The following is a 20,119-nucleotide window of genomic DNA, read 5'->3' on the forward strand; positions in this document are numbered from 1 at the left end:
TCGTGTTCCGGGCGCGCCGGGCGAACCGAGCTCGATCCCCGCCGGCCAGATCGGATAGGCTGTGCGTCCCATTCAATCGCGGCGTCAGGCGCCTGGAGAGAGCAGATGAGCGAGTCCAGCATTCACGGGGGTTGCCTTTGCGGGGCGGTGACATTCGAGGTCGATCCGCCGTTCCTGTTGATGGCCCATTGCCATTGCTCGCGCTGTCGCAAAAGCACGGGCGCGGGCCACGGCACGAATCTGGCCGTCGATCCCGGCCAGCTCCGATGGCTGTCAGGGGAAGAGGCCATCACACGCTATGAGCTGCCCACGGCGAAGAGCTTCGGGAAGTGGTTTTGCAGTCATTGCGGGTGTCCGGTCCCGCGCCAGAGGCGCGGCGGCAAGATCATGGTCGTCCCGGCGGGTTCGCTGGATACGGCGCCGCCCATCTCGCCGACGGATCACATCTTCTGGGCATCCAGAGCGCCGTGGGGGTGCGCCAGCGGAGGGCTTCCGACCCACGATGAGTACCCAGCGTCGTGGTAGGACGACCGGGCGTGTCGTCCCCTCGAGCGTCGCGCAGGGTCAGCGGGTCACGCTGCTGTCCGGCCCGGCGCCCTTGGGGGGCTCGTAAGGCTCGGGGCTCTTGCCGACCGTCCTGAGGTTCACGAGCTTGTTGAGCAGATCGAACCAGAACGGCGCGCCGAGGGAGGCAGCGGCCGCGGTGATGAGGATGCCGGGGGTCAGGAGCCTGTCGAGCACCCCGCGGATCCAGCCGACGATGCCCTGGCCGAGGATCGCCGCGATCGCGTTCCAGAGCTTCGGAACGCTCGTGTGCTCGGGGGCCTTCACGCCCCAGGTGATCTCGACGTCGAGCCCGGTGAGCCGGGAGCGAGCGCCGCTGGCCTCGGCGATCGCGGCCATGATGTCCTCGTTCTGATCGACGCCGCCGGCCTGGGGCGCGGCGCGGGGCGGCGACTTCGCTATCTCCTGCGCCGCCGCGATCAGCCGGGCGCGCACCACCGCGTCGCGCGAGAGCGCGCCCGCGAGGCGGATGCTGTCGGCGTTGAACCCGACGCAGAGGACGAGCGCCGTCGCGCTGATGATCAGCTGCGCGCGGCGCTTGTACCGGCCGGCGGCCCGGTCCATGGCGTCATTGAACCAGCGCTCCAGCCGGATGTTGGCCTCGCGCATGTCCTTGACCGTGGAGTCGACGATCGTCGTGAGGGCGCGCCGGAGATCGCTCTTCGGCGGCATGCTCCGGAGGATGTGCTTCAGCTCGTCGAGCGGGTCCTCGTCGCGGCTCGGCGCCGCCGCGATCTCGCCCGGCAGAGGCGCGGAGGCGCTCGCCTGCGGCGGCGGGACGCCGTCGTTCGCCTGCTGCGGAGGCGCGGAAGCGGCGTCGCTCGTCGGCGACGCCGCGGCGCCGGCGCCGGCGCCGCTCGGCGAAGGCGTGGCGGCGGCGCCGGCCTGCGGGGGCGGCGCCGCGGCGCTGTCGGGCCAGGGGACCTGCCGCAGGGTGTCGATGAGCGCGGCCACGAACGCGTGCGACGGGATGTAGGACGGCCCTACCCAGCCGTACTTGAGATCCTTGATCAGCGGGTGCTCGCGGAGCCTCTCCGCGAGCGGGCTCGGGTGCGGTCCCGGCATCACCCGGGTGCGCACGAACACGACAGCGCCCCGCGCCACGCGCTTCATGACGTGCTCCAGCGGGGGGCTCTTGGGGGCGGCGGTATCGGCGGCGCCGGGCGACCGCTTCACGTGCGCGTCGAGCTCGCTATCGGCCAGCATGATCTCGATGCTCTGCGCCAGGTTGAGCGCGCGCAGCCGGAGCACGCCGGCGAGCGCCTCGTGGATGGCCGAGCAGAGGACGCTGAGCAGGAAGAAGACGCTGACGAGGCCGATCGCGATGTCGAGGGTCGTTCCCATGGGCATCCGGAAGGACAGGGCGCGCAGCGCAGGCCGGCGCGCGTCGCGCGCTCCCCCGGCCAGCAGGGACAGGGAGGAAGAGGCGGCCCTGCGAGCGCCCGTTCCCCGCCGCGGCCCGACCAGCAACTCCCCTCCGCGGCCCCATAAGCATACGCCACCCGGCGCCGCGGAGCGAGCGCGAGAGCGCGCTCGCTCCGCGCGTCATCCCACGCGTCATCCCCGCTCGATACCCCGGGATCTTGGTCTACCATCACGCCCCCGTGACGAGCTCCACGCTACCCCCCGAATCGCGGCGCAGCAGCGCGCCGCAGCCGCGCGCCTCCTGGGTCCAGGAGAGGACCGACCTCGACCGGACGACGCTTCGGCCCAGGCGCGACCGGCTCGTGCACGAGCCGCCGCCGGCGTCGCCGCCCGGAACGCTCGTCATCGAGGAAACGCAGCGGCCGAAGATCTTCGTCATCGACTACGACGCCGAGGTCGTGTCCGAGAAGGAGATCCAGCGCGTCGACGAGTGCATCCCCTACCTCACGGACGACCGGCCCTCCATCACGTGGGTCGATGTCCGGGGGCTCGGGCACAAGGGGACCTTCGAGCGGCTGGGCGAGATCTTCCGTGTCCACCCGCTCGCGCTGGAGGACATGGTCAACGTGCCCCAGCGGCCGAAGGCGGACGTCTACGGCGGCGAGCACGTCCTCATCATCGCGCGGATGGTGCAGGTCAACGAGCGCTGCGTGCTGCGCACCGAGCAGCTGGCCATCCTGGTCGGCAAGAGCTTCGTCCTGACGGTGCAGGAAGAGGCCGACTGGGACGTCATGGAGGCCGTGCGGGAGCGAATCCGCACAGGCCGGGGCACGATCCGGGAGCGGGGCGCCGATTACCTGGCGTACGCGCTGCTCGACGCGGTGGTCGACGGCTTCTTCCCGGTGCTCGAGCGGCTCGGCGAGCACATCGAGGACCTGGAGGTCGAGGTGATCGACGCGAAGCGCCGGATGTCGAAGCCGATCCACGATCTGAAGCGGGATCTGCTCACGCTCCGGCGCGCGATCTGGCCGCAGCGCGATCTCGTCAACGCGCTGCTCCGCGAGGACAACCCGATCATCGCCAAGGACACGCGGCTCTACCTGCGCGACACGTACGATCACGCGGTGCAGCTGATGGACATGGTCGAGACCTACCGCGAGCTCAGCTCGGGCCTCATGGATCTCCACCTCTCCGGGATATCGAACCGGATGAACGAGATCATGAAGGTGCTCACGATCATCTCGACGATCTTCCTCCCGGTCACCGCCATTGCAGGCATCTACGGGATGAACTTCCACCACGAGACCTCGCCGTACAACATGCCGGAGCTCGACTGGTATTACGGCTATCCGTTCGTATGGCTCCTGATGCTGGCGAGCGTCGTCGGGCTGCTCACGTACTATCGCCGCAAGGGCTGGATCAGGAAGGACGACGACGGCGCCTGAACGGCGGCGAGCGCGGCGCGTCAGCGCTTCTTCGCGGGCGCGTAGAACGCGAGGTTCCTGAGCAGGCGCGGATCGCCGGGGCGGCGCGCGAGGGCCTTGCGCAGCGCCGCCTCGCCGGCGGCGAGCTCGCCGACGTGGAACGCGCTGGTGGCGACGAGGTCGAGCAGCTTGTGCTCGTAGACCTCGGCGTCCACGAAGAGGGTGGCCTGGGCGGGGAAGGGGAGGGCGGCGCCGCGGGAGGCGAAGAGGTACGTCAGCGGCCAGCACCGCTGCCCGTACCAGTGCCAGGCGACGGCGAAGAGCGGCTCGGCGCGGTGCGGGCTGTGGGCGTGGGCGTCGAGGTAGCGCTGCTGCACCTCGGGCCAGGGGCGCCCGAGCGCGGCGGCGGTGCGCGCCATGCGGAACAGCGATTCGTAGACCTCCTCCTGCCAGCCGCCTAGCGCGGCGCGCCGCTCGTAGGCCTCGAACGCCTCCGCGTGCCGGCCGAGGCACTCGAGCGTCTGCGCGAGGTAGAAGGCGGCGCGGGCGTCGCGGGGGGATCGGGCCAGCGCGGCGGAGAGCAGCTCCAGGTCGCGCTGCCATCTCCGGGTCTGGGCGGCGGCGTCGCGGCGAGAGAGGTCGTGGACGATGTGGGCGTCGGGGACGCGGATCGAGGGGGGCGGCTCGCCTTCCTTGGAGAGCACCTCGTGGGTGGCACCGACGTAGCGCCACCCGGCCGAGGCGCGGGCGAGCCGGGCGGAGTCATAGACGGAATCGCCATAGCGTACGCGGACGTGGTAGGCGCCGTGCCCCGGGCCCGACGCGTCGCGGCGCTCCTCGCAGAAGCGACGGAGCGCGTCGCCCGCGACGAGGCGCTCGTCGCCGCTCAGCATGAGGGTGAACACGGCCGCGTCGCCGGCCAGATCGAGGGCGCGGCTGCGCGTCGTGCCGAAGTCGATGAAGGGCTCCTCGATGAGGTCGCCGGGGACACCGGCCATGGCGGAGCGCACCAGGGCCTGTGTGCCGTCGGTGGAGCCGGTGTCGAGGACGGTGAATCGGTCGACGTGGGGCCTGGCCGAGGCGAGGGTCTCGCGGATGGAGGGGGCCTCGTCCTTGACGATCATGACGAGCGCGAGGAGGGGGGGCGTCACGGGAGCAGTATGCCGCCGGACGCCGGTGGACCGGGGCAATTAAAAATTGAAGAGGAGACGGGCGCGCGCGCGCCGGAAAGCGGGAGAGGTGACGCGCGGCGGCGGAGGTGCGGGCGCGTTCTCTGCGAATTGGTCGCGGCCCTGGCGTTCTGTATACTCTCCATGTCATCGCAATGAACGTGCGCGGACGCTGGAGTGCTCTCCTGTTCATCGGCGCGGCGGCGCTCCTCGCGCTTGCCGGCAGGGCGGAGCGCGCCTCGCACGATTCGGGTTCTGCTCCCGGAGGGCGCGGACCGCCGGGCCACCCGCACTTCGAGAAGGCGCTCGACGTGGAGGTGTTCCAGCGCGGAAACATCCACACGCACACGTCCCTGAGCGACGGGGACAGCGAGCCGCGCGACGTCGTCCGCTGGTACCGCGAGAACGGGTATTCCTTCGTGGCGCTGACAGACCACAACCAGCGCGTCGATCCTGCGATGTTCCAGGATCCCTCGTCGACGTCGAATTTCGTCGTGATCCCCGGCGAGGAGATCACGATGTGGGCAGAGGGGAAGCCCGTGCACGTGAACGCGCTCTGTACGCGCGCGACGATCGGCGGGGGCGCTTTCCTGACGAAGGGGGAGGCGCTGAAGTGGGCGATCGGCCGTGTGTGGGCGGAGGGGGGTGTGGCGCTCATCAACCACCCGAATTTCGACTGGACTTTATCGGCCGGCGACCTCCTGGCGGCGCCCGCGGCGGAGCTCCTGGAGATCCACAGCGGGCACCCGTACGTGTACACGGACGGCGACGCGACGCGCCCGTCGCACGAGGCGCTATGGGACGCCGTGCTGACGGTGCGCGGCGCGGCGGGAGGGGGGATCGTCGGCGTCGCGGTGGACGATCTGCACCAGCTCATGGCCGGATCGGGCGCGCCGCCCGCGGGGCCCGGCCGCGGGTTCATCGAGGTGTTCTCGCGGGAGGCGTCGCGCGCCGCGATCTGCAGCGCGCTCGCCGGGGGACGGCTCTACGCGTCGTCCGGGGCGAGGCTGCGGAGGATCGCGATCGCCGGGGACGCGTTCTCGGTCTGGCCGGTGGCGGCGGGCGCTGTCGTCGAGTTCGTCGGGCGGGGCGGGCGCGTGCTGGAGCGGCAGCAGCCCACGGAGGGCCGGGCGACGTACCGGCTCCGCGGCGGGGAGCGGTACGTGCGGGCGCGGATCACGCGGCCGGACGGGAAGCGGGCGTGGACGCCGGCGTACGCGACCGTGGAGCCGTAAGCGTCGCGGGCGTCGCTGGCGTCGGATGGCCCTCCCCGGCGGCTCACGCCCCCCCGCGCTTCCCGTCCAGCCGGGCCAGCACCGCCCGCGGCGACATCGTCGCCCGGTAGACATAGATCTCCCCGGCTTCGTCGTCGCCCAGCACCTCCTCGCTCACGCGGAGCTGCTTGCCGACCGCGAGCAGGATCCTCGCCGGAAACCCCTTCCGGATCAGCTCGACGCGCCGCCACACCGCGTCCCGGCTCCAGAACCCGAACGCCTCGAGGTACACTTCCTCCCCGGTCTCCGCGTTCAGGAACACCAGGTCAGGGACGCACACCACCTCTCCGGGCAGCGCGAACAGCCGCTCGTTCGGCGACACGGTCCAGGGCGACCCGAGCTTCCTGAACCCCTCGCAGAACGCGTCCAGCTCGGGTGTCGTCTCCGCGAGCTCGCGCCCATGGTACAGGAGGCCGTCCGCCGGGCCGATCTCGACGGCGAGCGGCTCCTTGTCGCGCCCCCAGCGCAGGTCGGCCCGCAGCCGGAACGAGGCGCACGAGAGCACCGACGGCAGGAACATCGCGAGCCGCAATCCATACCGCTGCACCGCGTCGAACAGGCTGAACGGGCCGTCGAGCGCGATCGTGTAGCCGGAGACCGGATCGCCCTGGACCACGTGGATGAGCCCGTGGAAGCGCGCCGCCCGGAAGATCCGCCGGTACCGCTGGGCGCTCTCCCCCTCGATGCGGATCGTCACCTGCGTCGCCCGGAGGAGGATCGACTGCGCCAGCGCCAGGTTGTACCGATCCAGCAGGATCTCGGGCGCGTCCGCGGCCGCGCGCCGGAGGATCTCGGCGCCGCGCAGGTCGGCGTACAGGCCCGCCTCGATCGCGGCGGGCGTCGTGCCGAGCCGGGCGGCCACCTCGTCGAGCACGGCGGCGCGATCGAAGCGGGCGCGGACGTCGAGGGCGCGGTGCGCCGCCGCCGCCGCGTGGAACAGCTCGCGCCGGAGCGCCTCGGGATCGACGCCCTCCTGCACCTCGTACTCGCAGCCGTCCTCGAGCACCTTCCTCAGGCCGAGCGAGGCCACGCGATCCCGCGCGGGCACCTCGATGGCGTCGAGCGCGGCCTCGACGTCGTCGCGGCGCTCGCCGACGCGCTGCGAGAGGATGTCGAGGTACGCGCGCGCGACCGGCAGCAGGCGCTCGGCGGCCGCCCCGCGGAGGTACTGCGGCACGACCATCCCGCCCCGGCGGCGGACGCGGACGAGGTCACTGGTAAGCAATGTGCTCCCGGCGCTTGTCGCTCACCCGCTGCTCGCTCGTGCCGAGGGCCACGAGCTCGTAGAGGATCGCCGTCTTGTTCTCGCTCCGGCGCAGGATGCGGCCGAGCCGCTGGACGTGCTCCCGCACCGAGCCGCTGCCCGACAGGACGATCGCCACGTTGGCCTCGGGCACGTTGACCCCCTCGTTCAGCACCTTCGAGGTGACGACCGCCGACAGCGCGCCGCGGTTGAAGGCGTCGAGGATGGCGCTGCGCTCCTTCACCTTGGTCTGGTGGGTGATCGCCGGCAGCAGGAACTGCCGCGAGATCTGGTAGACCGTGGCGTTGTCCTCGGTGAAGACCAGGGTGCGATCGGCGCGGTGGGCGTGGAGCAGCCGGGCGAGGACGTCGATCTTGCCGGGCGCGCACAGCGCGAGGCTGCGCTGGCGGCGGTACGCCTCGAAGGCGCGGCGGCCGGCGTCGGACTGCGAGCTCAGCAGGATGAATTGGCCCCACCCCTCGGGCATGCGGATGCCGTTGGCGCGCAGAAAGCCGATGTACACGGCGCGCGCCGCCTCGTACGCGGCGCGCTCGTCGTCCGAGAGCGGCACCTCGAGCCGGACGACGTCGTAGGCCGCGAGGTACTGCCCGGAGAGCTCGGTGATCTCCCGGCGGAAGACGATCGGGCCGATGAGGTCGTCGTAGCCCCGGCCGTCGGCGCGCTCGGGCGTGGCGGTGAGGCCGAGGCGGAAGGGCGCGAGGCACATCTTCGCGGCGAGCGCGTACGACGGGCTCGGCAGGTGGTGGCACTCGTCGAAGATCACGAGGCCGAAGCGGGCGCCGAGCCGGTCCATGTGGGCGTGCGCGGAGTCGTAGGTGGTCACCGTCAGGTCGAGGACGTCGTGATAACCGCCGCCGAGCAGGCCGATCGGGACGCCGAACGCGGCGGAGAGCCCGTCGTACCACTGGTTCAGGAGATCCAGGGTGGGGACGACCACGAGCGTGCTGCGCTGCCGGGCGGCGATCGCGAGCGTCGCGACGAACGTCTTGCCCGCGCCCGTCGGGAGCACGACAACGCCCCGGCTGCGCCGCCCGGCCCAGGCGTCGAGCGCCTCGCGCTGGTAGGGGAACGGGTCGTGCTTGGCGAGCGGCGCGAGCGGGAGCGCCTCGTACTTGCGGGCGGCGTCGGTGAACGGGACGCCGCGGGCGCGGAGCCTCAGGACGAGCTCGGCGTAGTCGATCGCCGGCACGCGGTAGACCCGCTCGCGCGCGTCCCAGCGGCAGGACGCGGGCAGGCACGCGGGGTCGAGCGGCGCGCCCTCGGCGGGATCGCCCGCGTCGCCGCCGCCGGGCTCGTCCGCGCGCTCGTCTGCGTTTGATGGCAGCGCGCTGCTGTCGAGCGCAGGCGCAGCCGCGAGCGCCGGGCGCGGGGCGAGGCCTTCGATGCGGAGGGTGCCGCCCTGGAAGCTCAGGGCGATCGGCGCTGTGCGGACCGGCTCGGTCATCGGCGCGCTCTTTTGCCGCGGGCAGGGCCGCGTGCCAAGCGGAGATGGCCGGCGATCAGGCCAGCTCGGTCGGCATGACCGAGGCGCCCCGGAGCGGCGCGCGGTAGCGCACCCAGACGAGGGGGGACTCGTGCAGCGTGATCGTGAGGGCGCTTCCGGCGCTCACCGGGAGCTTGCGGCCGAGCTCGCGGTGGATGTAGCGCGCGATGAGCTCCGGCGTCGAGCGCTTGCCCTCGAACGCGGGGTGCTCGTCGAGGTTCCGGTAGTCGATCTCGGCGAGCACGGCGCGCAGGCTATCCCGCAGCGCGCTCGTCTCGACCACCTGGCCGAGGGGCGAGAGCTCCTCGCGCTCCACCTCCACGCTGACCGTGTACGTCGCGCCGTGCAGGCGCTGCGCAGGGCCGAACTGCACGCCCTTGAGGCTGTGGGCCACCATGATGTGATCGCGGACGCCGACGGTGTACATGGGTCCACTATACCCGCCGCACCGGCGCTGGAGGGAGATCCCAATCGCCTGTCACGGCACACCGGAGTAAGGTGGGGGCGACCCCCCATCCAGCCCCCGCCGCGGCGGACGGGTTCGTGCGGGACGCAGTGACCGGTTGACCGTTGCCAGGGAGGATCGCCGATGAACAGCGAAGCGAGCGTGCTGGCCCCAGGGTTCCTCATCGCGTCGCCGCCGCTCGGCGATCCGAACTTCGACCGGACGGTCGTGCTCTTGGCGGTGCACAGCGAGGGCGGGGCGCTGGGGTTCGTGGTGAACAGGCCAGCGCCGATGACGCTGGGGGAGCTCCTGTCGTTCGCGGGTTATGGCAACGACCTGAAGGACCCGGCGCCGGTTTACCTCGGCGGGCCGGTCCAGCCGAGCTCGGGCTGGATCCTGTGCCTCGATCCGGCGCTCGGGGCCGAGGAGACAGGCGTGATCCCGGTGGGCTCGCGGGTGCGGGTCACGTCGTCCCGGAGCGCGTTCGACACGCTCGCGGCCGACGCGGTGCGCGGCACGGCCGCCGCGGACCCGCGGCGCAGGACGGTGCTCCTCGGTTACAGCGGCTGGGGGCCCGGCCAGCTGGAGCGAGAGATCGCCGCGGGCGCGTGGCTGCCCGTGGCCCTCGACGAGGGGATCCTGTTCGACGTGGCGGCGGACCAGCGCTGGGAGCAGGCCTATGCGCTGCTCGGTCTGCGCCCCATCGAGGTGATGTCAATGCGCAGCATCGGCGAGGCGTGAGGGGCAGACCCGCTTCGGATACGGGCCCATCTCGACGTTTTCGGTGCTCGGCGTACAAGAGTACGCCTGTGCGCCGAAAACGCCGATCTGGGCCCGTCTCCTGTGCGGGTCTGCCCCGCTGGCGTCCTCCTATGGGAAGAGAGCAAGGGGACAGCTGGGAAAAGAGCAGGGGATGACCCGATTGACGCGGCGACCGTGAGGACGAACGTTGGCGGCCCGTCACGACTGGGCACGGAGGGCGCTCCCGGCGCCGGATTCGGTCCAGCGAGCGAAGAGCACACGATCTACGAGAGGAGCGATGATGGAGATCAATATCGGAATCGACGCCAAGAACCGCGAGCTGATCGGCGCCGGGCTGGGACGCGTCCTCGCGGACACGTACACGCTCTATCTGAAGACCCACAATTTCCACTGGAACGTCACAGGGCCCATGTTCCAGACGCTCCACCTCATGTTCGAGCAGCAGTACAACGAGCTGGCGCTCGCCGTGGACCTTGTCGCCGAGCGCATCCGGGCCCTCGGCCTCCCCGCGCCGGGGACCTACAAGCAGTTCGTCGCGCTCTCGACCATCAAGGAGGACGACGGCGTCCCCAAGGCCACGGACATGATCAAGCGCCTCGTCGAAGGCCACGAGACGGTCGCGCGCACGGCGCGTGAGCTCTTCCCCGTGGCCGAGAACGCCAACGATCAGCCCACCTGCGATCTGATCACCCAGCGCCTGCAGGTCCACGAGAAGACCGCCTGGATGCTGCGCAGCCTGCTCGAGTAGCCCCGGCGTTGCGGCCGCCGGCCGAGCTGCGGAGAGGAGATCCCTCGATGCAGCCGGCCGGCCCGGAGCGGCTTGACAGCGGTGAACGAAGGGGGTGACGCTGTCGGGTCATGGGTGGAACCTGGGCGAAAGCTGGTTGGATCGGCGGGGTGGGAGCGCTCGTCGCCGCCGGATGCTCGGACCTCATCGGCGCGGACTGGGAGCGGTACACTCCCGGCGACGGTGAGGGAACGGCGGCCGGGAGCGGCGGCGGCGCGGCGGCCGGGAGCAGCGGTGAGGGCGCGGCGGCCGGGAGCAGCGGTGAGGGCGCGGCGGCCGGGAGCGGCGGTGAGGGCGCGGCGGCCGGGAGCGGCGGTGAGGCGGGGGGATGCGGGCTGAACGGCGAAGGCGGCAGCGGCGCGGGCGCAGGGGGCGGTCCAATCTCGTCGATGGCCCCGAGCTGCCTGACCCTGGCGACGCAGTGCGGACCGGACGGGATCAGCTGCTGCGACAGCCGGCTCGTGGACGGCGGCGTGTACACGAGGAGCTATGACGGCGTGACGGGCTCCGCCGAGCAGAGGCGGGCGATCGTGAACGACTTCTGGCTGGATACCTACGAGATCACGGTTGGCCGGTTCCGTGAGTTCATCAAGGCGGGGAGAGGAACCCAAGAGAGCCCTCCCGAGGATGGCGCCGGAAAGCACCCGGCGCTGCCTGACAGCGGGTGGAAGGACAGCTTCGTGGAGTTCCTCCAGCCAGACACGGAGACGCTGATGACGGAGCTGAGGAAGTGCACCCCTCCCGATCGCGACACGTGCAGCGCTCTCGGGGCGCGCTGCTCGACGTGGACCGACGAGGTCGCATCCCACGACGACGAGCGCCTCCCCATGAACTGCATCACCTGGCACGAGGCAATGGCCTTCTGTGCGTGGGACGGCGGGCGATTGCCGACAGAGGCCGAGTGGAGCTATGCAGCGGTCGGCGGCGACGAGGAGCGAAGCTATCCGTGGGGCGATACGGCCGACGAGGACCGTGCGGTCTTCGGCTGCTACGGGTACACCGAAGCGTCAGGCAGCCCCTGCACGATCGCCGATCTCCTGCCGGTCGGATCGAGATCGAGCGGTGACGAGGCGACCTCCGGGGATGGAAAGTGGGGCCAGGCAGACCTGGCAGGGAGCCTGTGGGAGTGGACGCTGGACGGGCACAGCGACGATTACCCGATCTCATCGCAGCGCTGCGACCTCTGCGACAATTGCGCGAACCTGACCGCTGGCTCCGAGCGCGTCATGCGCGGCGGGTGCTTCGACGACGACATCGAGAATCTCACGACATCCCATCGCCTCCCCGGCAAAGCCGCGGAGCGCTACTACGGTCTTGGCGCCCGGTGCGCGAGGGATCGGTAGCCGTCGCCCGCGCGAGCGGACGGGGCGGCGGCGCTTCGAGCAACCTCGCTCGACGGTGTGTCGCCGCGGTTAAACTTTCGCAAAGCCGAATCGACATCCCCGCCTCCGCGATATCCTCCGCGATTCTCCGCGAGGAGAGCCAGCACCGACCTAGCGCCCGGCCCGCGCGCTCACGCCACATCTGCGCTGCGGAGGCCTCCATGGTCCCGCGGCGCGCGCCTCCGTCGATGAGATCGAAACACGAAGTTCACGCAGCGGTCGCAACACCTCTGTCAGACCCCACCTCCCTCACCTCGTGCATGCCCATTCGCGCCCGCGCCGCTCCCGGGAAATTGGGGTCAAGGCCCCGGTGACCTACCGCTCGGATGGCCATTTTCACATCGACAGCGAAAGTACGACCATTCCTGCACTGCGTCAGATTGTAACTTGACATAGTAATGCGGCACTATATGTATACCCACCAATAGCTGGCTGCGGCCAGCGCGCGCCCAGGGCGCGAGGCTGGCTTTGGACTGTTGCCGCGCTGGAGGTCCACCCATCATGCATCGATGGGTCGTTCCTGGAGCGTGTCATGGTAGTGCGCGTCGTGCGCGTGGGGATCGCATCCGTACCTATCGCATTCATCCCGGGATCCTATCGAGGGTTTCCATCCGGCGCCGCCTCCTGGCCTCGGAGAGCATCGCGGTCGCATGACGGCCGCGGGCTCGCCTGACGGTGTCGGGCCTTTTTCCTGGCACGACGCCGAGCTGAGCCCGTTGCTGGCGGACCAGACCTGGAGATTTGGAGCATGATCACCCGTTTCGACTTCTTTACGCCGCCCTCGGCGGGCGCTCCCCTCACCATCCTGAGCGAGCGGCTCCGGCGCCGGGGGGGCGGACGCGCCGGCTTCTCCGTTGCCATCGAGCGAGACGATCTGGCCCGCGACGGTTACGGTACTGCCTCGTATGTTCACATGATGGCCTCGGCGGGGCCGGATCGGCTGTTTCAGGACGGGCGCGTCGACGTCTCCTTGCCTCCTCCTTCGCTCAGGCTCGACGCGCGCACGGTCGTTCGGGCTCGCGGTCGTCGCGATGGGATCGCGCCAGCGCGGACCGAGCCATCGGCCGGCGTCCTGCTGATCACGTTGTGCGCGCTCAGCCCGCAGGATCGCGCGCGGTTCCTAGCGCAGTTCGAGCGAGCGGCCGGCTTCATGACAACCCGAGAGGGATTCGTCGCGAGCCGCCTGTTCGAGGCCGTGCCCGGCGAACACGCCGGCTGGTTCGTGAATATCGCGCGTTGGACCAGCATCCCCGCGTTCAAGTCCGCATTTGCGAGCCCCGTCTTCAAGGACATCATCAGCGGCGGCTTCCAGCCGAAAAGCCAGATCATGCTCGCCAAACTACCTAACTCGTGACCGAGTGAAAGACCTATGATCGCTCGAATCGATATTGCAGAGGCAGACAACACCCAAGTGCTTCAGCGCTCGTGGGTGGGTGCTGCGCGCGAGCTGGCCACGCGCCCTGGCTTCCTGAGCGCGCGGCTTCATGTCGTCTACAAGCGCATCAACGCCCGCGGGTACGACCTGGTAAGCATCGTCCGATGGACCGACATCAACGCCTACTACGCTGTCCAGGCGTCCGGGCCGGCGCAGCCCTTGGCGGCGGATCGCGGCATCAACCTGTACGGCATCGTCGATCGAAGCGAGCACACGGAGCAGCCGGCCCGGGAGTCGCACCTCGTCATCACCAATCCCTATCGCATCAAGCAGCCGCAGGCGGCGGAGAACGCGAAGATGTGGGGCGCGACGAAGGATCTCATGGGCAAGCGCCACGGGTTCATCGCCGCCGAGCTGTTTCAGAGCTACCATCCGGAGACCGACACGTACTACTTCGTCAGTCGTGCCGAATGGGAGAACGAAGAAGCGTTCATGGCGCAGTTCGCCGGCAAAGATTACAAGGACCTCGTCGCCCCCTTCGAAGGAACATTCCAGATATGTTTCTCGCGCGTCGCCGAGGAAATCACGAAATCCGGGTGAAGCCATCGCGGTCGGCTTTCACTCACTGCGCAGAGGGTTGAGTCATGGTCATGGTCATCGATCTCCTGGAAACGTCCAACCGCGCGGCAGCGACGAGCGCGTGGAGCGCCGTGTGCGCTTTCCTGTCCGAGCAGCCAGGCTTCGAAGGGGGGCAGCTCCTCGAAACCTTCCAGACGCTCAAGCCACGTACGAGCTGGGAGATGACCAGCGTGTGTCGCTGGCGTTCGGCCGAGGACTGGGAGAGCGCGCGCGCCGCCGTCAGGCAAAACGCAGAGCTCGTCGCGGTGCTGGGCGCGGCAGGCACCAAGTTCACCGGGTTCAAGATGAGCCTCGCCGACGGCTCCCCGTACCTCTTCAGCCCGCCGTCCGGCCACATGGTGCTGGTCGACGTCATCTACCTGCCCGAGGAGCGCATGACGGCTTATGCCGCCATGTGGGCCGAGGCGGCGCGCTATATGAGCCAGCTGACCGGGTACGTCAACTCCAGCCTGTTCGTGAACAAGAACCTCGCCGACGAGGTGAAGTTCATCAACATGGCGGAGTGGGAGAGCGCCGAGCTCTTCTTCGCCGGGGTCCACAGCGATCGCTTCATGGAGATCGTCGACGCGTTCAAGTCCGATTTCTCGCTCTATCTGAGCCGCCGTGTCGCGCTCGTCGCTCCGCCGGCCCGCTGAGGTGCGCGCATGATCTACTGGATAGACGTTGTCGACGCGGCGGCCGCGCCGCGCTACGCCGATCGCTGGCAGGACCACGCGCTGGCTCTCCGGGAGCGGCACAGCCTCCGGACCGCAGAGCTGTTCACGGTGATCGAGCCGATCCGCGACGTGAATTACACGCTCCTCTCCGTCTACGCTTTTGACAGCGATGACGTGGACGAGGCGGCGCTGCGCGCGGGGCTGACGAGCGACGCGGCGGCTGGGGCCGTCGAGGGCACGAAGTGTCGCCTGGGCATCATGCTGTCCGAGCTGACCCAGACGCTCCCTGGCCACGCTTGGCTGATCAACCCGTTCGAGATCAGCGAGGTCCAGATCCCAGGCGTACTCGAGATGTGGGACAAGGCGAAAGATCACATGGCATCGCACCCAGGCTTCCTGAACGCCCGGCTGTTCCGCTCCGCCGCCCCGTCGACGAGGTACGGGCTGTTCAACGTATCGCAATGGCGCAGCGCTGAAGACTTCAAGGAGTCGCTTCGCGACAAAGCGTACGACCGCCATCGCGAAAAGTCGATGACATACCGGCTCCACCCTTCGCTGTGCACCCAGACGCACAGCCTCAAATTTGAAAGGAGCTGATCATGTCTCAGGTGGCGCTCGTGACCGGCGCGAGCCGTGGAATCGGACGAGAGATCTCGCGCTGGCTGGCCAGCCGCGGCTTCGATCTCATCCTCGTGGCCCGTGACGCCGCGAAATTGGCCGACAACGCGGAGACCCTGCGCCGAGAGTATGGATGCACGGTCAGCGTCGTCGCGGTGGATCTGTGCGATTTTGACGCGGCGCGCGGCGCCGTCCAGGCGGAGATCCGGCGGCGGGGACGCCTTGATGTGCTGGTGAATTCAGCTGGCATCTTTCGCTTTGGCACCAGCGCCATGACGGTGGATGACCTCGACGCCATGCTGTCGACCAACGTCAAGGCGGTGCACAACATGTGCATGGCCTGCGTGGACTCGCTCATCGAGTCGGGATCGGCCCATATCTTCAACGTCGCGTCCATCACCGGCGTGGAGCCGTTCGCCGTCGTCGGAGGATACGCGACCAGCAAGCACGCGCTGGTCGGCTACAGTCGGTCCTTGGCACGGGAGCTGTTGCCCAAGGGGATCAAGGTGACGACGTTGTGTCCGGATGTGGTCGACACTGACATGTCGGCCGGATCGGGCCTGGGGCCGGATCAGATGATCGCAACGACAGACATCAGCCGGGCGATCGAGTTCGTCCTGTCGCTGTCCGCTGCGGCGCTCGTCGATGTTCTGGTGATAGGCTGCAAGCCCGTTACAGGCAGTGTGCGCTCGGGGGCATGACGCTGAAGCTCGGTCGCTCTGTCACACTGCCTTACGGGAGCCGGCGTCCGCGCGGGCATTGGCGGGTTGGATGATCGATGGTGGGCTGCTCCAGGACCGAAAATACGATGATGCCGAATATGGATTTTATCAGCAGCGGCAGGCTCGGGCTGCTCGTTGTGCTCGCCGTGCTCGCCGGGTGCGGATTTCCCAAGACGGGGGCAGCCCCGGGGCCGGTCTCTCCCGCCGCCGTGCGCGTCGCGCAGGCGAAGTGGCCTGACTCCTCCGCCGAATCGCTCTCGGCCGGGCGCGATCTCTTCATCGCCGGCTGCAACGGCTGCCACGGATACCCCGAGCTTGAGGCGACCCCTGAGGCTCAGTGGCCCGGTACCATGAAGCGGATGGGCCCGCAGTCGGGGTTCGACGAGGCCCAGACCGAGCGCGTGCTCCGCTTTGTCCTCGCGGCCCGCGGCGCACGATAATCTCCTGCTCACGCGGCCAGGCAGGCCGACCTTCATCACGGGGCCCGCGGTGAAGCCGGCGCGTTATCGCTCGCCTCTGCTCCGAGAGCCTGGTACCGATGGAGGCCCGCCGCCGCCACAGGGGCGCGGCGCGGCTCCGGCGGCGATCCCACGCCCGTGCGCCGATCCCCGCGGCGCGCCCTGGGCGCAGCAGCATCTACAGTGGCCATGAGGAGGATCGTGCGATGGCACGAGCACTAGAGATAGCTTCGGTCGTACTCACCAGCGCCTTCGCCGGTGGCAGCCTGCTTGTGTCCACCGCCGTCGCTCCCAGCTTTTCATCCATGCGTCCCGGCGAGTTCCTGGACTGGTTCGCGGTCTACGGACCGCGCATCGGGATGACGCTCTTCCCGCTCGAGGTCGGGGGAACGGCGCTGTGCGGGCTGTCGCTGCTCGCCGCCATCAAGCGGAAGCAGAGCCCGCTACCCTGGGGCTTGGCCACCGCGTGCATGGCCGGCACGCTCGCCCTGCTGCCTCTCTACTTCGCGCGCGCGAATTCGGGGTTCATCGAGAAGACGATCGATATCCAGGATGTCCCCGCGCAGATCACGTCGTGGTCCAACTGGCAGTGGGGTCGAACGGGCCTGAGCCTGGTGGCCGCGGTCTTCGCAGGGTGGGGAGCGCTCAAGCAGTCTTCGGAGTGAGGCCCGGCGGCGCTGGAGCGAGCGCTCCGGCGCACCGCAGCCCTCAGTACCTGAACACCATGAGCGTGAGGACGGAGAACCTGAACAGGTGCTCCAGCCCCGTGTACATGGTGAGCTTTCGGGAGAGCGCGAGGGCATGCTGGAGGTCGCCACCCCCCTCGATGAGCTTCGAGAGCCGGCGCCAGGTCGGGAGCACGAGCGCGGCGCTGACGGCGAACAGCACGAGCGTCAGCACGAGCCCGATCTGAATTCGCATCGAGACCCCTCCGAGCCCGCCGTGCGCCGCCACGAGGGCGCCACCCGTTGCGATCGTCAAGAGGCCCGAGGCGAGCGCGATCCTGATGGACCGCCGGGCACGCGGGACCAGGGCGTCGACGTGCGGCCTGCCGAGGAGCAGCGTGCGCCGGGTGTCGCCGGGCATGGACACCGCGGCGGCGAGCCAGAACGCCATCGCGATGAGATGAAGCAGCTTCACCAGTGAGTAGAAGTAGAAAGGCATTACCATCGTCCTTATCGGCCGTCAGCCATTCGTCGCTGACCGTCGGCCGCTGGTGCTCTCGCTCTCTCCAGCGCTCACCTTCGCCGGCCTCGGCGGTCCGCCCGACCGTCGCGGAGGTGACCGGCCGGGATCGCTGGAGCGTTCACCTCATCAACACGCCGCCGTTCACGTGGAGGACCTGGCCCGTGATCCACCGGCTGTCATCGGACGCGATGAAAGCCACCACATCGGCCACGTCCTCGGGGGCTCCGACCCTGCCGAGCGGGGTCATCGAGACGATCCCCTGGATCATCTGGTCCGGCATGTTCGCGCGAAGCGCGTCGGTGTCGACGATCCCCGGTGAGACGGCGTTCACCGTGATCCCGCGCGGCCCGAGCTCGGCCGCGTGGACGCGCGTGAACGCCTCGATCGCCGCCTTGGCGCCAGCATAGAGCGACGTCCCGTGCATGGACATGCACGAGAGATCCGAGGAGATGTTGATGATCCTTCCGCCCTTGCCCATGAGGCGCGCCGCCTCCTCCGAGGCGAAGAACACCGAGCGTGCGTTCAGATCGAAGAGTTTGTTGAACGCGGTCGGCTGCACGTCCTGCATGGCGCACACCTCGAACGTCGCGGCGTTGTTCACCAGGACGTCTATTCGGTCGAACTCTGCCGCGACGCGCGCGAAGAGCAGCTTGATCCCCTCGATCTCGGAGACGTTGGCGCGGACGGCGATCGCGCGCCGCCCCATGCCCCTGATCTCCTCGACCACGCTCGATGCGGCCACCTCGTTCGCGCTATAGTTGACCACCACGTCCGCGCCGTCGCGCGCGAGCCGCCGCGCGACGGCAGCCCCGATCCCGCGTGACGCCCCGGTCACCACCGCAACGTTGCTCTTTCTCATCGCTGTACCTCCATCCTTATCGCAGCTTCGCGAGCGCGCCCTGCGTCCCGCTGGCAGGTCGGCCATGAGGCCTCGTGGATTCGTGTTATGCGACCAAGGTCTCGAAGCTGATGCCCAGATCCTGGCAGACGACCTGAGCCGCAGCCCGCCCGCTCCCGGCGCTGATGCCTCCGCCCGGATGGGTGCTCGCTCCGGTCATATAGAGTTTGTCCACCGGGGTCCGATAATGCCCCCACCCGGGCATCGGCCTCATGCTGAGCGACTGGAAGAGGTAGTTCCCGATGTGCGTCCCGTCGCCCTCGACGAAGGACGAGTTCCACCGTTCGAAGTCGAGCGGGCTGAACACCTTCCTGCCGAGGATATTGGCCTCTCCCATGTTCGTGGTGCGGCGCTGCAAGTGGGCGAGCACGCCGGCCGCGAGGTCGTCCTTGAGCCGGTCCCAGTGCGCCGCGCCCTCTCTCAGGTGATAGGGCGCATAGTGGAGCAGGTAACCGGAGTGCTTCCCGGCAGGGGCGCGGGTCGGGTCGAAGAGGCTTTGCGTCATCATCAGCGGACCATCCGTACGGACCCGGCCGTGATGGAAGTCCTCGAAGTGCTGCCGGAACTCCGGCATATTACCGGGAGCGAACTCCACGATACAGGACTTGTCGACCTCGTCGCCGGCCTTGTAGCGCGGAGCCTCGTGCATCGCCAGCACCTGATGGAACAGGCTGAACGGGTTCATCTTGATGCGGCGAGCCATCGTCGTGACGTCGGGCGAGAGCTGCTCCGGCCGCAGCATCTGCAAGACCAGCTGCTGCACATGCACCGCAGACACCACGGCCTTTCGCGCGCGGATCTCCTCGCCGGACTCGAGCACGACGCCCTTCGCTGCGCCGCCCGCCACGGTGATCCTCTTCACGCCGCTCTGGGTTCGTATCGTCGCCCCGAGATCCTTGAGGCACGCCTCCAGCTTGTCCGTCAGCGCTCCGCTGCCGCCTTCGGGCAGGCCGATGCCATAACGATGGACGAACGGGGTCATCATGTACAAGATCACGCCGGTCCCGGCTTCCTGGGGCGAGATGATGACTTCCGTCGTGAATCGGGCTATGGCGATCTTGACGAAGTCGTTCTCGAACCAGTCGTCGAGGAGCTGCAGGCTGCTCATCATCAACGCGCGCATGAGCTCACGGCCTGGGCCGCTCTGCTGGAGCATCGCGAACAGGTCGCCCGCCGGCGGACAGGGCGCGTAGAAGGCCGGCGTGAGCATGTCGAGGCCCGCGGATGCCCAGTCGTAGAACTTGCGGTACGCGTCGGCGTCGCGCGCGGAGAACCTCTTCTCTATCATCGCGCACGTCTTCTCTACATCCCTGTAGCAGGTGTAGGAGGAGTCGTCCGGAAAGACCACGGAATAGAGCGAATCGGGGTAATGGAACTTCAGGCCATATTTCGACTTGAGCCCGAGCTCGTCGTTGACCAGGAGAGGGTTCGCCTGGATGAAGATGTGGCAGGTCGACGCCGGGTCGTTCTTGAACCCCGGAGCGGCGAGCTCCTGCGTGACGCATCCCCCGCCTATCCAGGGGTTCTTCTCCAGGACGCAGACGTCGAGGCCAGCCTTTGCGAGGTAGGCCGCCGTCGCCAGCCCGTTGTGCCCGGCTCCGATGATGATGATATCATGCTCGTTTTTCATGGTGATCTGTTGCTCT

Annotated in this window: 21 protein-coding genes; 13 read left to right on the plus strand and 8 right to left on the minus strand. The window is 69.0% G+C overall.

The window, feature by feature from the left end; all coding sequences use genetic code 11:
* The first annotated feature begins 105 nt into the window (after nucleotides 1–105).
* Nucleotides 106–525, plus strand: a complete 420-nt coding sequence (locus WMF19_RS41675) for a GFA family protein (protein ID WP_437895455.1) — start codon at nucleotides 106–108, stop codon at nucleotides 523–525.
* Nucleotides 526–564: 39 nt separating this feature from the next.
* Here the strand turns inward: WMF19_RS41675 and WMF19_RS41680 are convergent, their stop codons facing one another.
* Nucleotides 565–1,908, minus strand: coding sequence for a hypothetical protein (locus tag WMF19_RS41680; RefSeq protein WP_437895456.1), 1,344 nt, complete (start codon nucleotides 1,906–1,908; stop codon nucleotides 565–567).
* Nucleotides 1,909–2,168: 260 nt separating this feature from the next.
* Here WMF19_RS41680 and corA point away from each other — a divergent pair, with 260 nt between their 5' ends.
* Entirely contained in the window at nucleotides 2,169–3,374 is a 1,206-nt protein-coding gene (gene corA, locus WMF19_RS41685; RefSeq protein WP_437895457.1) for a magnesium/cobalt transporter CorA, read from the plus strand.
* A 20-nt stretch (nucleotides 3,375–3,394) separates the two neighbouring features.
* Here the strand turns inward: corA and WMF19_RS41690 are convergent, their stop codons facing one another.
* Nucleotides 3,395–4,504, minus strand: coding sequence for a glycosyl transferase (locus WMF19_RS41690; RefSeq protein WP_437895458.1), 1,110 nt, complete (start codon nucleotides 4,502–4,504; stop codon nucleotides 3,395–3,397).
* Nucleotides 4,505–4,677: 173 nt separating this feature from the next.
* Between WMF19_RS41690 and WMF19_RS41695 the strand changes: the two genes are divergently transcribed.
* On the plus strand, nucleotides 4,678–5,757 hold the full coding sequence (locus tag WMF19_RS41695) for a PHP domain-containing protein (protein ID WP_437895459.1): 1,080 nt from the start codon (nucleotides 4,678–4,680) through the stop codon (nucleotides 5,755–5,757).
* 43 nt (nucleotides 5,758–5,800) lie between these two features.
* Here WMF19_RS41695 and WMF19_RS41700 read toward each other — a convergent pair whose 3' ends face one another.
* The 3 genes from WMF19_RS41700 to WMF19_RS41710 are packed head-to-tail and all read right to left on the minus strand — an operon-like array spanning nucleotide 5,801 to nucleotide 8,970.
* Nucleotides 5,801–7,021 (minus strand): DUF790 family protein, encoded by a 1,221-nt coding sequence (locus WMF19_RS41700; protein WP_272095807.1) that lies wholly within the window; start codon nucleotides 7,019–7,021, stop codon nucleotides 5,801–5,803.
* Nucleotides 7,008–8,504, minus strand: a complete 1,497-nt coding sequence (locus WMF19_RS41705) for a DEAD/DEAH box helicase (protein WP_437895460.1) — start codon at nucleotides 8,502–8,504, stop codon at nucleotides 7,008–7,010. Before WMF19_RS41705 ends, WMF19_RS41700 begins: the two co-directional genes overlap by 14 nt.
* Nucleotides 8,505–8,559: 55 nt before the next feature.
* On the minus strand, nucleotides 8,560–8,970 hold the full coding sequence (locus tag WMF19_RS41710; RefSeq protein ID WP_437524937.1) for a 6-pyruvoyl trahydropterin synthase family protein: 411 nt from the start codon (nucleotides 8,968–8,970) through the stop codon (nucleotides 8,560–8,562).
* A 162-nt stretch (nucleotides 8,971–9,132) separates the two neighbouring features.
* Here WMF19_RS41710 and WMF19_RS41715 point away from each other — a divergent pair, with 162 nt between their 5' ends.
* The 10 genes from WMF19_RS41715 (at nucleotide 9,133) to WMF19_RS41760 (ending at nucleotide 17,052) form a co-directional block, all read left to right on the plus strand.
* Nucleotides 9,133–9,729, plus strand: coding sequence for a YqgE/AlgH family protein (locus WMF19_RS41715; protein ID WP_437294584.1), 597 nt, complete (start codon nucleotides 9,133–9,135; stop codon nucleotides 9,727–9,729).
* Between the two features lie 298 nt (nucleotides 9,730–10,027).
* Nucleotides 10,028–10,498, plus strand: coding sequence for a Dps family protein (locus tag WMF19_RS41720; protein WP_012239415.1), 471 nt, complete (start codon nucleotides 10,028–10,030; stop codon nucleotides 10,496–10,498).
* A gap of 149 nt (nucleotides 10,499–10,647) precedes the next feature.
* Nucleotides 10,648–11,880 carry a formylglycine-generating enzyme family protein gene (locus WMF19_RS41725; protein ID WP_437895461.1) on the plus strand — a complete coding sequence of 411 codons (1,233 nt, stop codon included), beginning with the start codon at nucleotides 10,648–10,650 and terminating at the stop codon, nucleotides 11,878–11,880.
* Between the two features lie 787 nt (nucleotides 11,881–12,667).
* A complete protein-coding gene (locus WMF19_RS41730; RefSeq protein WP_437895462.1) occupies nucleotides 12,668–13,273 on the plus strand; it encodes an antibiotic biosynthesis monooxygenase family protein in 606 nt (201 codons plus the stop codon).
* Nucleotides 13,274–13,288: 15 nt separating this feature from the next.
* Nucleotides 13,289–13,894, plus strand: coding sequence for an antibiotic biosynthesis monooxygenase family protein (locus WMF19_RS41735; protein ID WP_437895463.1), 606 nt, complete (start codon nucleotides 13,289–13,291; stop codon nucleotides 13,892–13,894).
* A gap of 44 nt (nucleotides 13,895–13,938) precedes the next feature.
* Nucleotides 13,939–14,568 (plus strand): hypothetical protein, encoded by a 630-nt coding sequence (locus WMF19_RS41740; protein ID WP_437895464.1) that lies wholly within the window; start codon nucleotides 13,939–13,941, stop codon nucleotides 14,566–14,568.
* Nucleotides 14,569–14,697: 129 nt separating this feature from the next.
* Nucleotides 14,698–15,186, plus strand: coding sequence for an antibiotic biosynthesis monooxygenase family protein (locus WMF19_RS41745; RefSeq protein WP_437895465.1), 489 nt, complete (start codon nucleotides 14,698–14,700; stop codon nucleotides 15,184–15,186).
* A 2-nt stretch (nucleotides 15,187–15,188) separates the two neighbouring features.
* Nucleotides 15,189–15,908, plus strand: coding sequence for an SDR family NAD(P)-dependent oxidoreductase (locus tag WMF19_RS41750; protein WP_437895466.1), 720 nt, complete (start codon nucleotides 15,189–15,191; stop codon nucleotides 15,906–15,908).
* Between the two features lie 119 nt (nucleotides 15,909–16,027).
* Nucleotides 16,028–16,369: a hypothetical protein gene (locus WMF19_RS41755; RefSeq protein WP_437895467.1), complete on the plus strand. Its 342-nt coding sequence runs from the start codon at nucleotides 16,028–16,030 to the stop codon at nucleotides 16,367–16,369.
* 224 nt (nucleotides 16,370–16,593) lie between these two features.
* Nucleotides 16,594–17,052 carry a hypothetical protein gene (locus WMF19_RS41760; protein WP_437895468.1) on the plus strand — a complete coding sequence of 153 codons (459 nt, stop codon included), beginning with the start codon at nucleotides 16,594–16,596 and terminating at the stop codon, nucleotides 17,050–17,052.
* Nucleotides 17,053–17,095: 43 nt separating this feature from the next.
* Here WMF19_RS41760 and WMF19_RS41765 read toward each other — a convergent pair whose 3' ends face one another.
* From WMF19_RS41765 to WMF19_RS41775, 3 genes are all read right to left on the minus strand, one after another.
* A complete protein-coding gene (locus WMF19_RS41765; protein ID WP_437895469.1) occupies nucleotides 17,096–17,557 on the minus strand; it encodes a hypothetical protein in 462 nt (153 codons plus the stop codon).
* A 136-nt stretch (nucleotides 17,558–17,693) separates the two neighbouring features.
* Nucleotides 17,694–18,434, minus strand: coding sequence for an SDR family oxidoreductase (locus tag WMF19_RS41770; RefSeq protein ID WP_437895470.1), 741 nt, complete (start codon nucleotides 18,432–18,434; stop codon nucleotides 17,694–17,696).
* An 85-nt stretch (nucleotides 18,435–18,519) separates the two neighbouring features.
* Complete coding sequence (locus WMF19_RS41775) at nucleotides 18,520–20,103, minus strand: phytoene desaturase family protein (RefSeq protein ID WP_437895471.1); 1,584 nt, start codon at nucleotides 20,101–20,103, stop codon at nucleotides 18,520–18,522.
* Between the last annotated feature and the right edge of the window lie 16 nt (nucleotides 20,104–20,119).

The sequence above is a fragment of the Sorangium sp. So ce124 genome (genome assembly GCF_051525235.1).
In the GTDB taxonomy this organism is placed as follows: domain Bacteria; phylum Myxococcota_A; class Polyangia; order Polyangiales; family Polyangiaceae; genus Sorangium; species Sorangium atrum.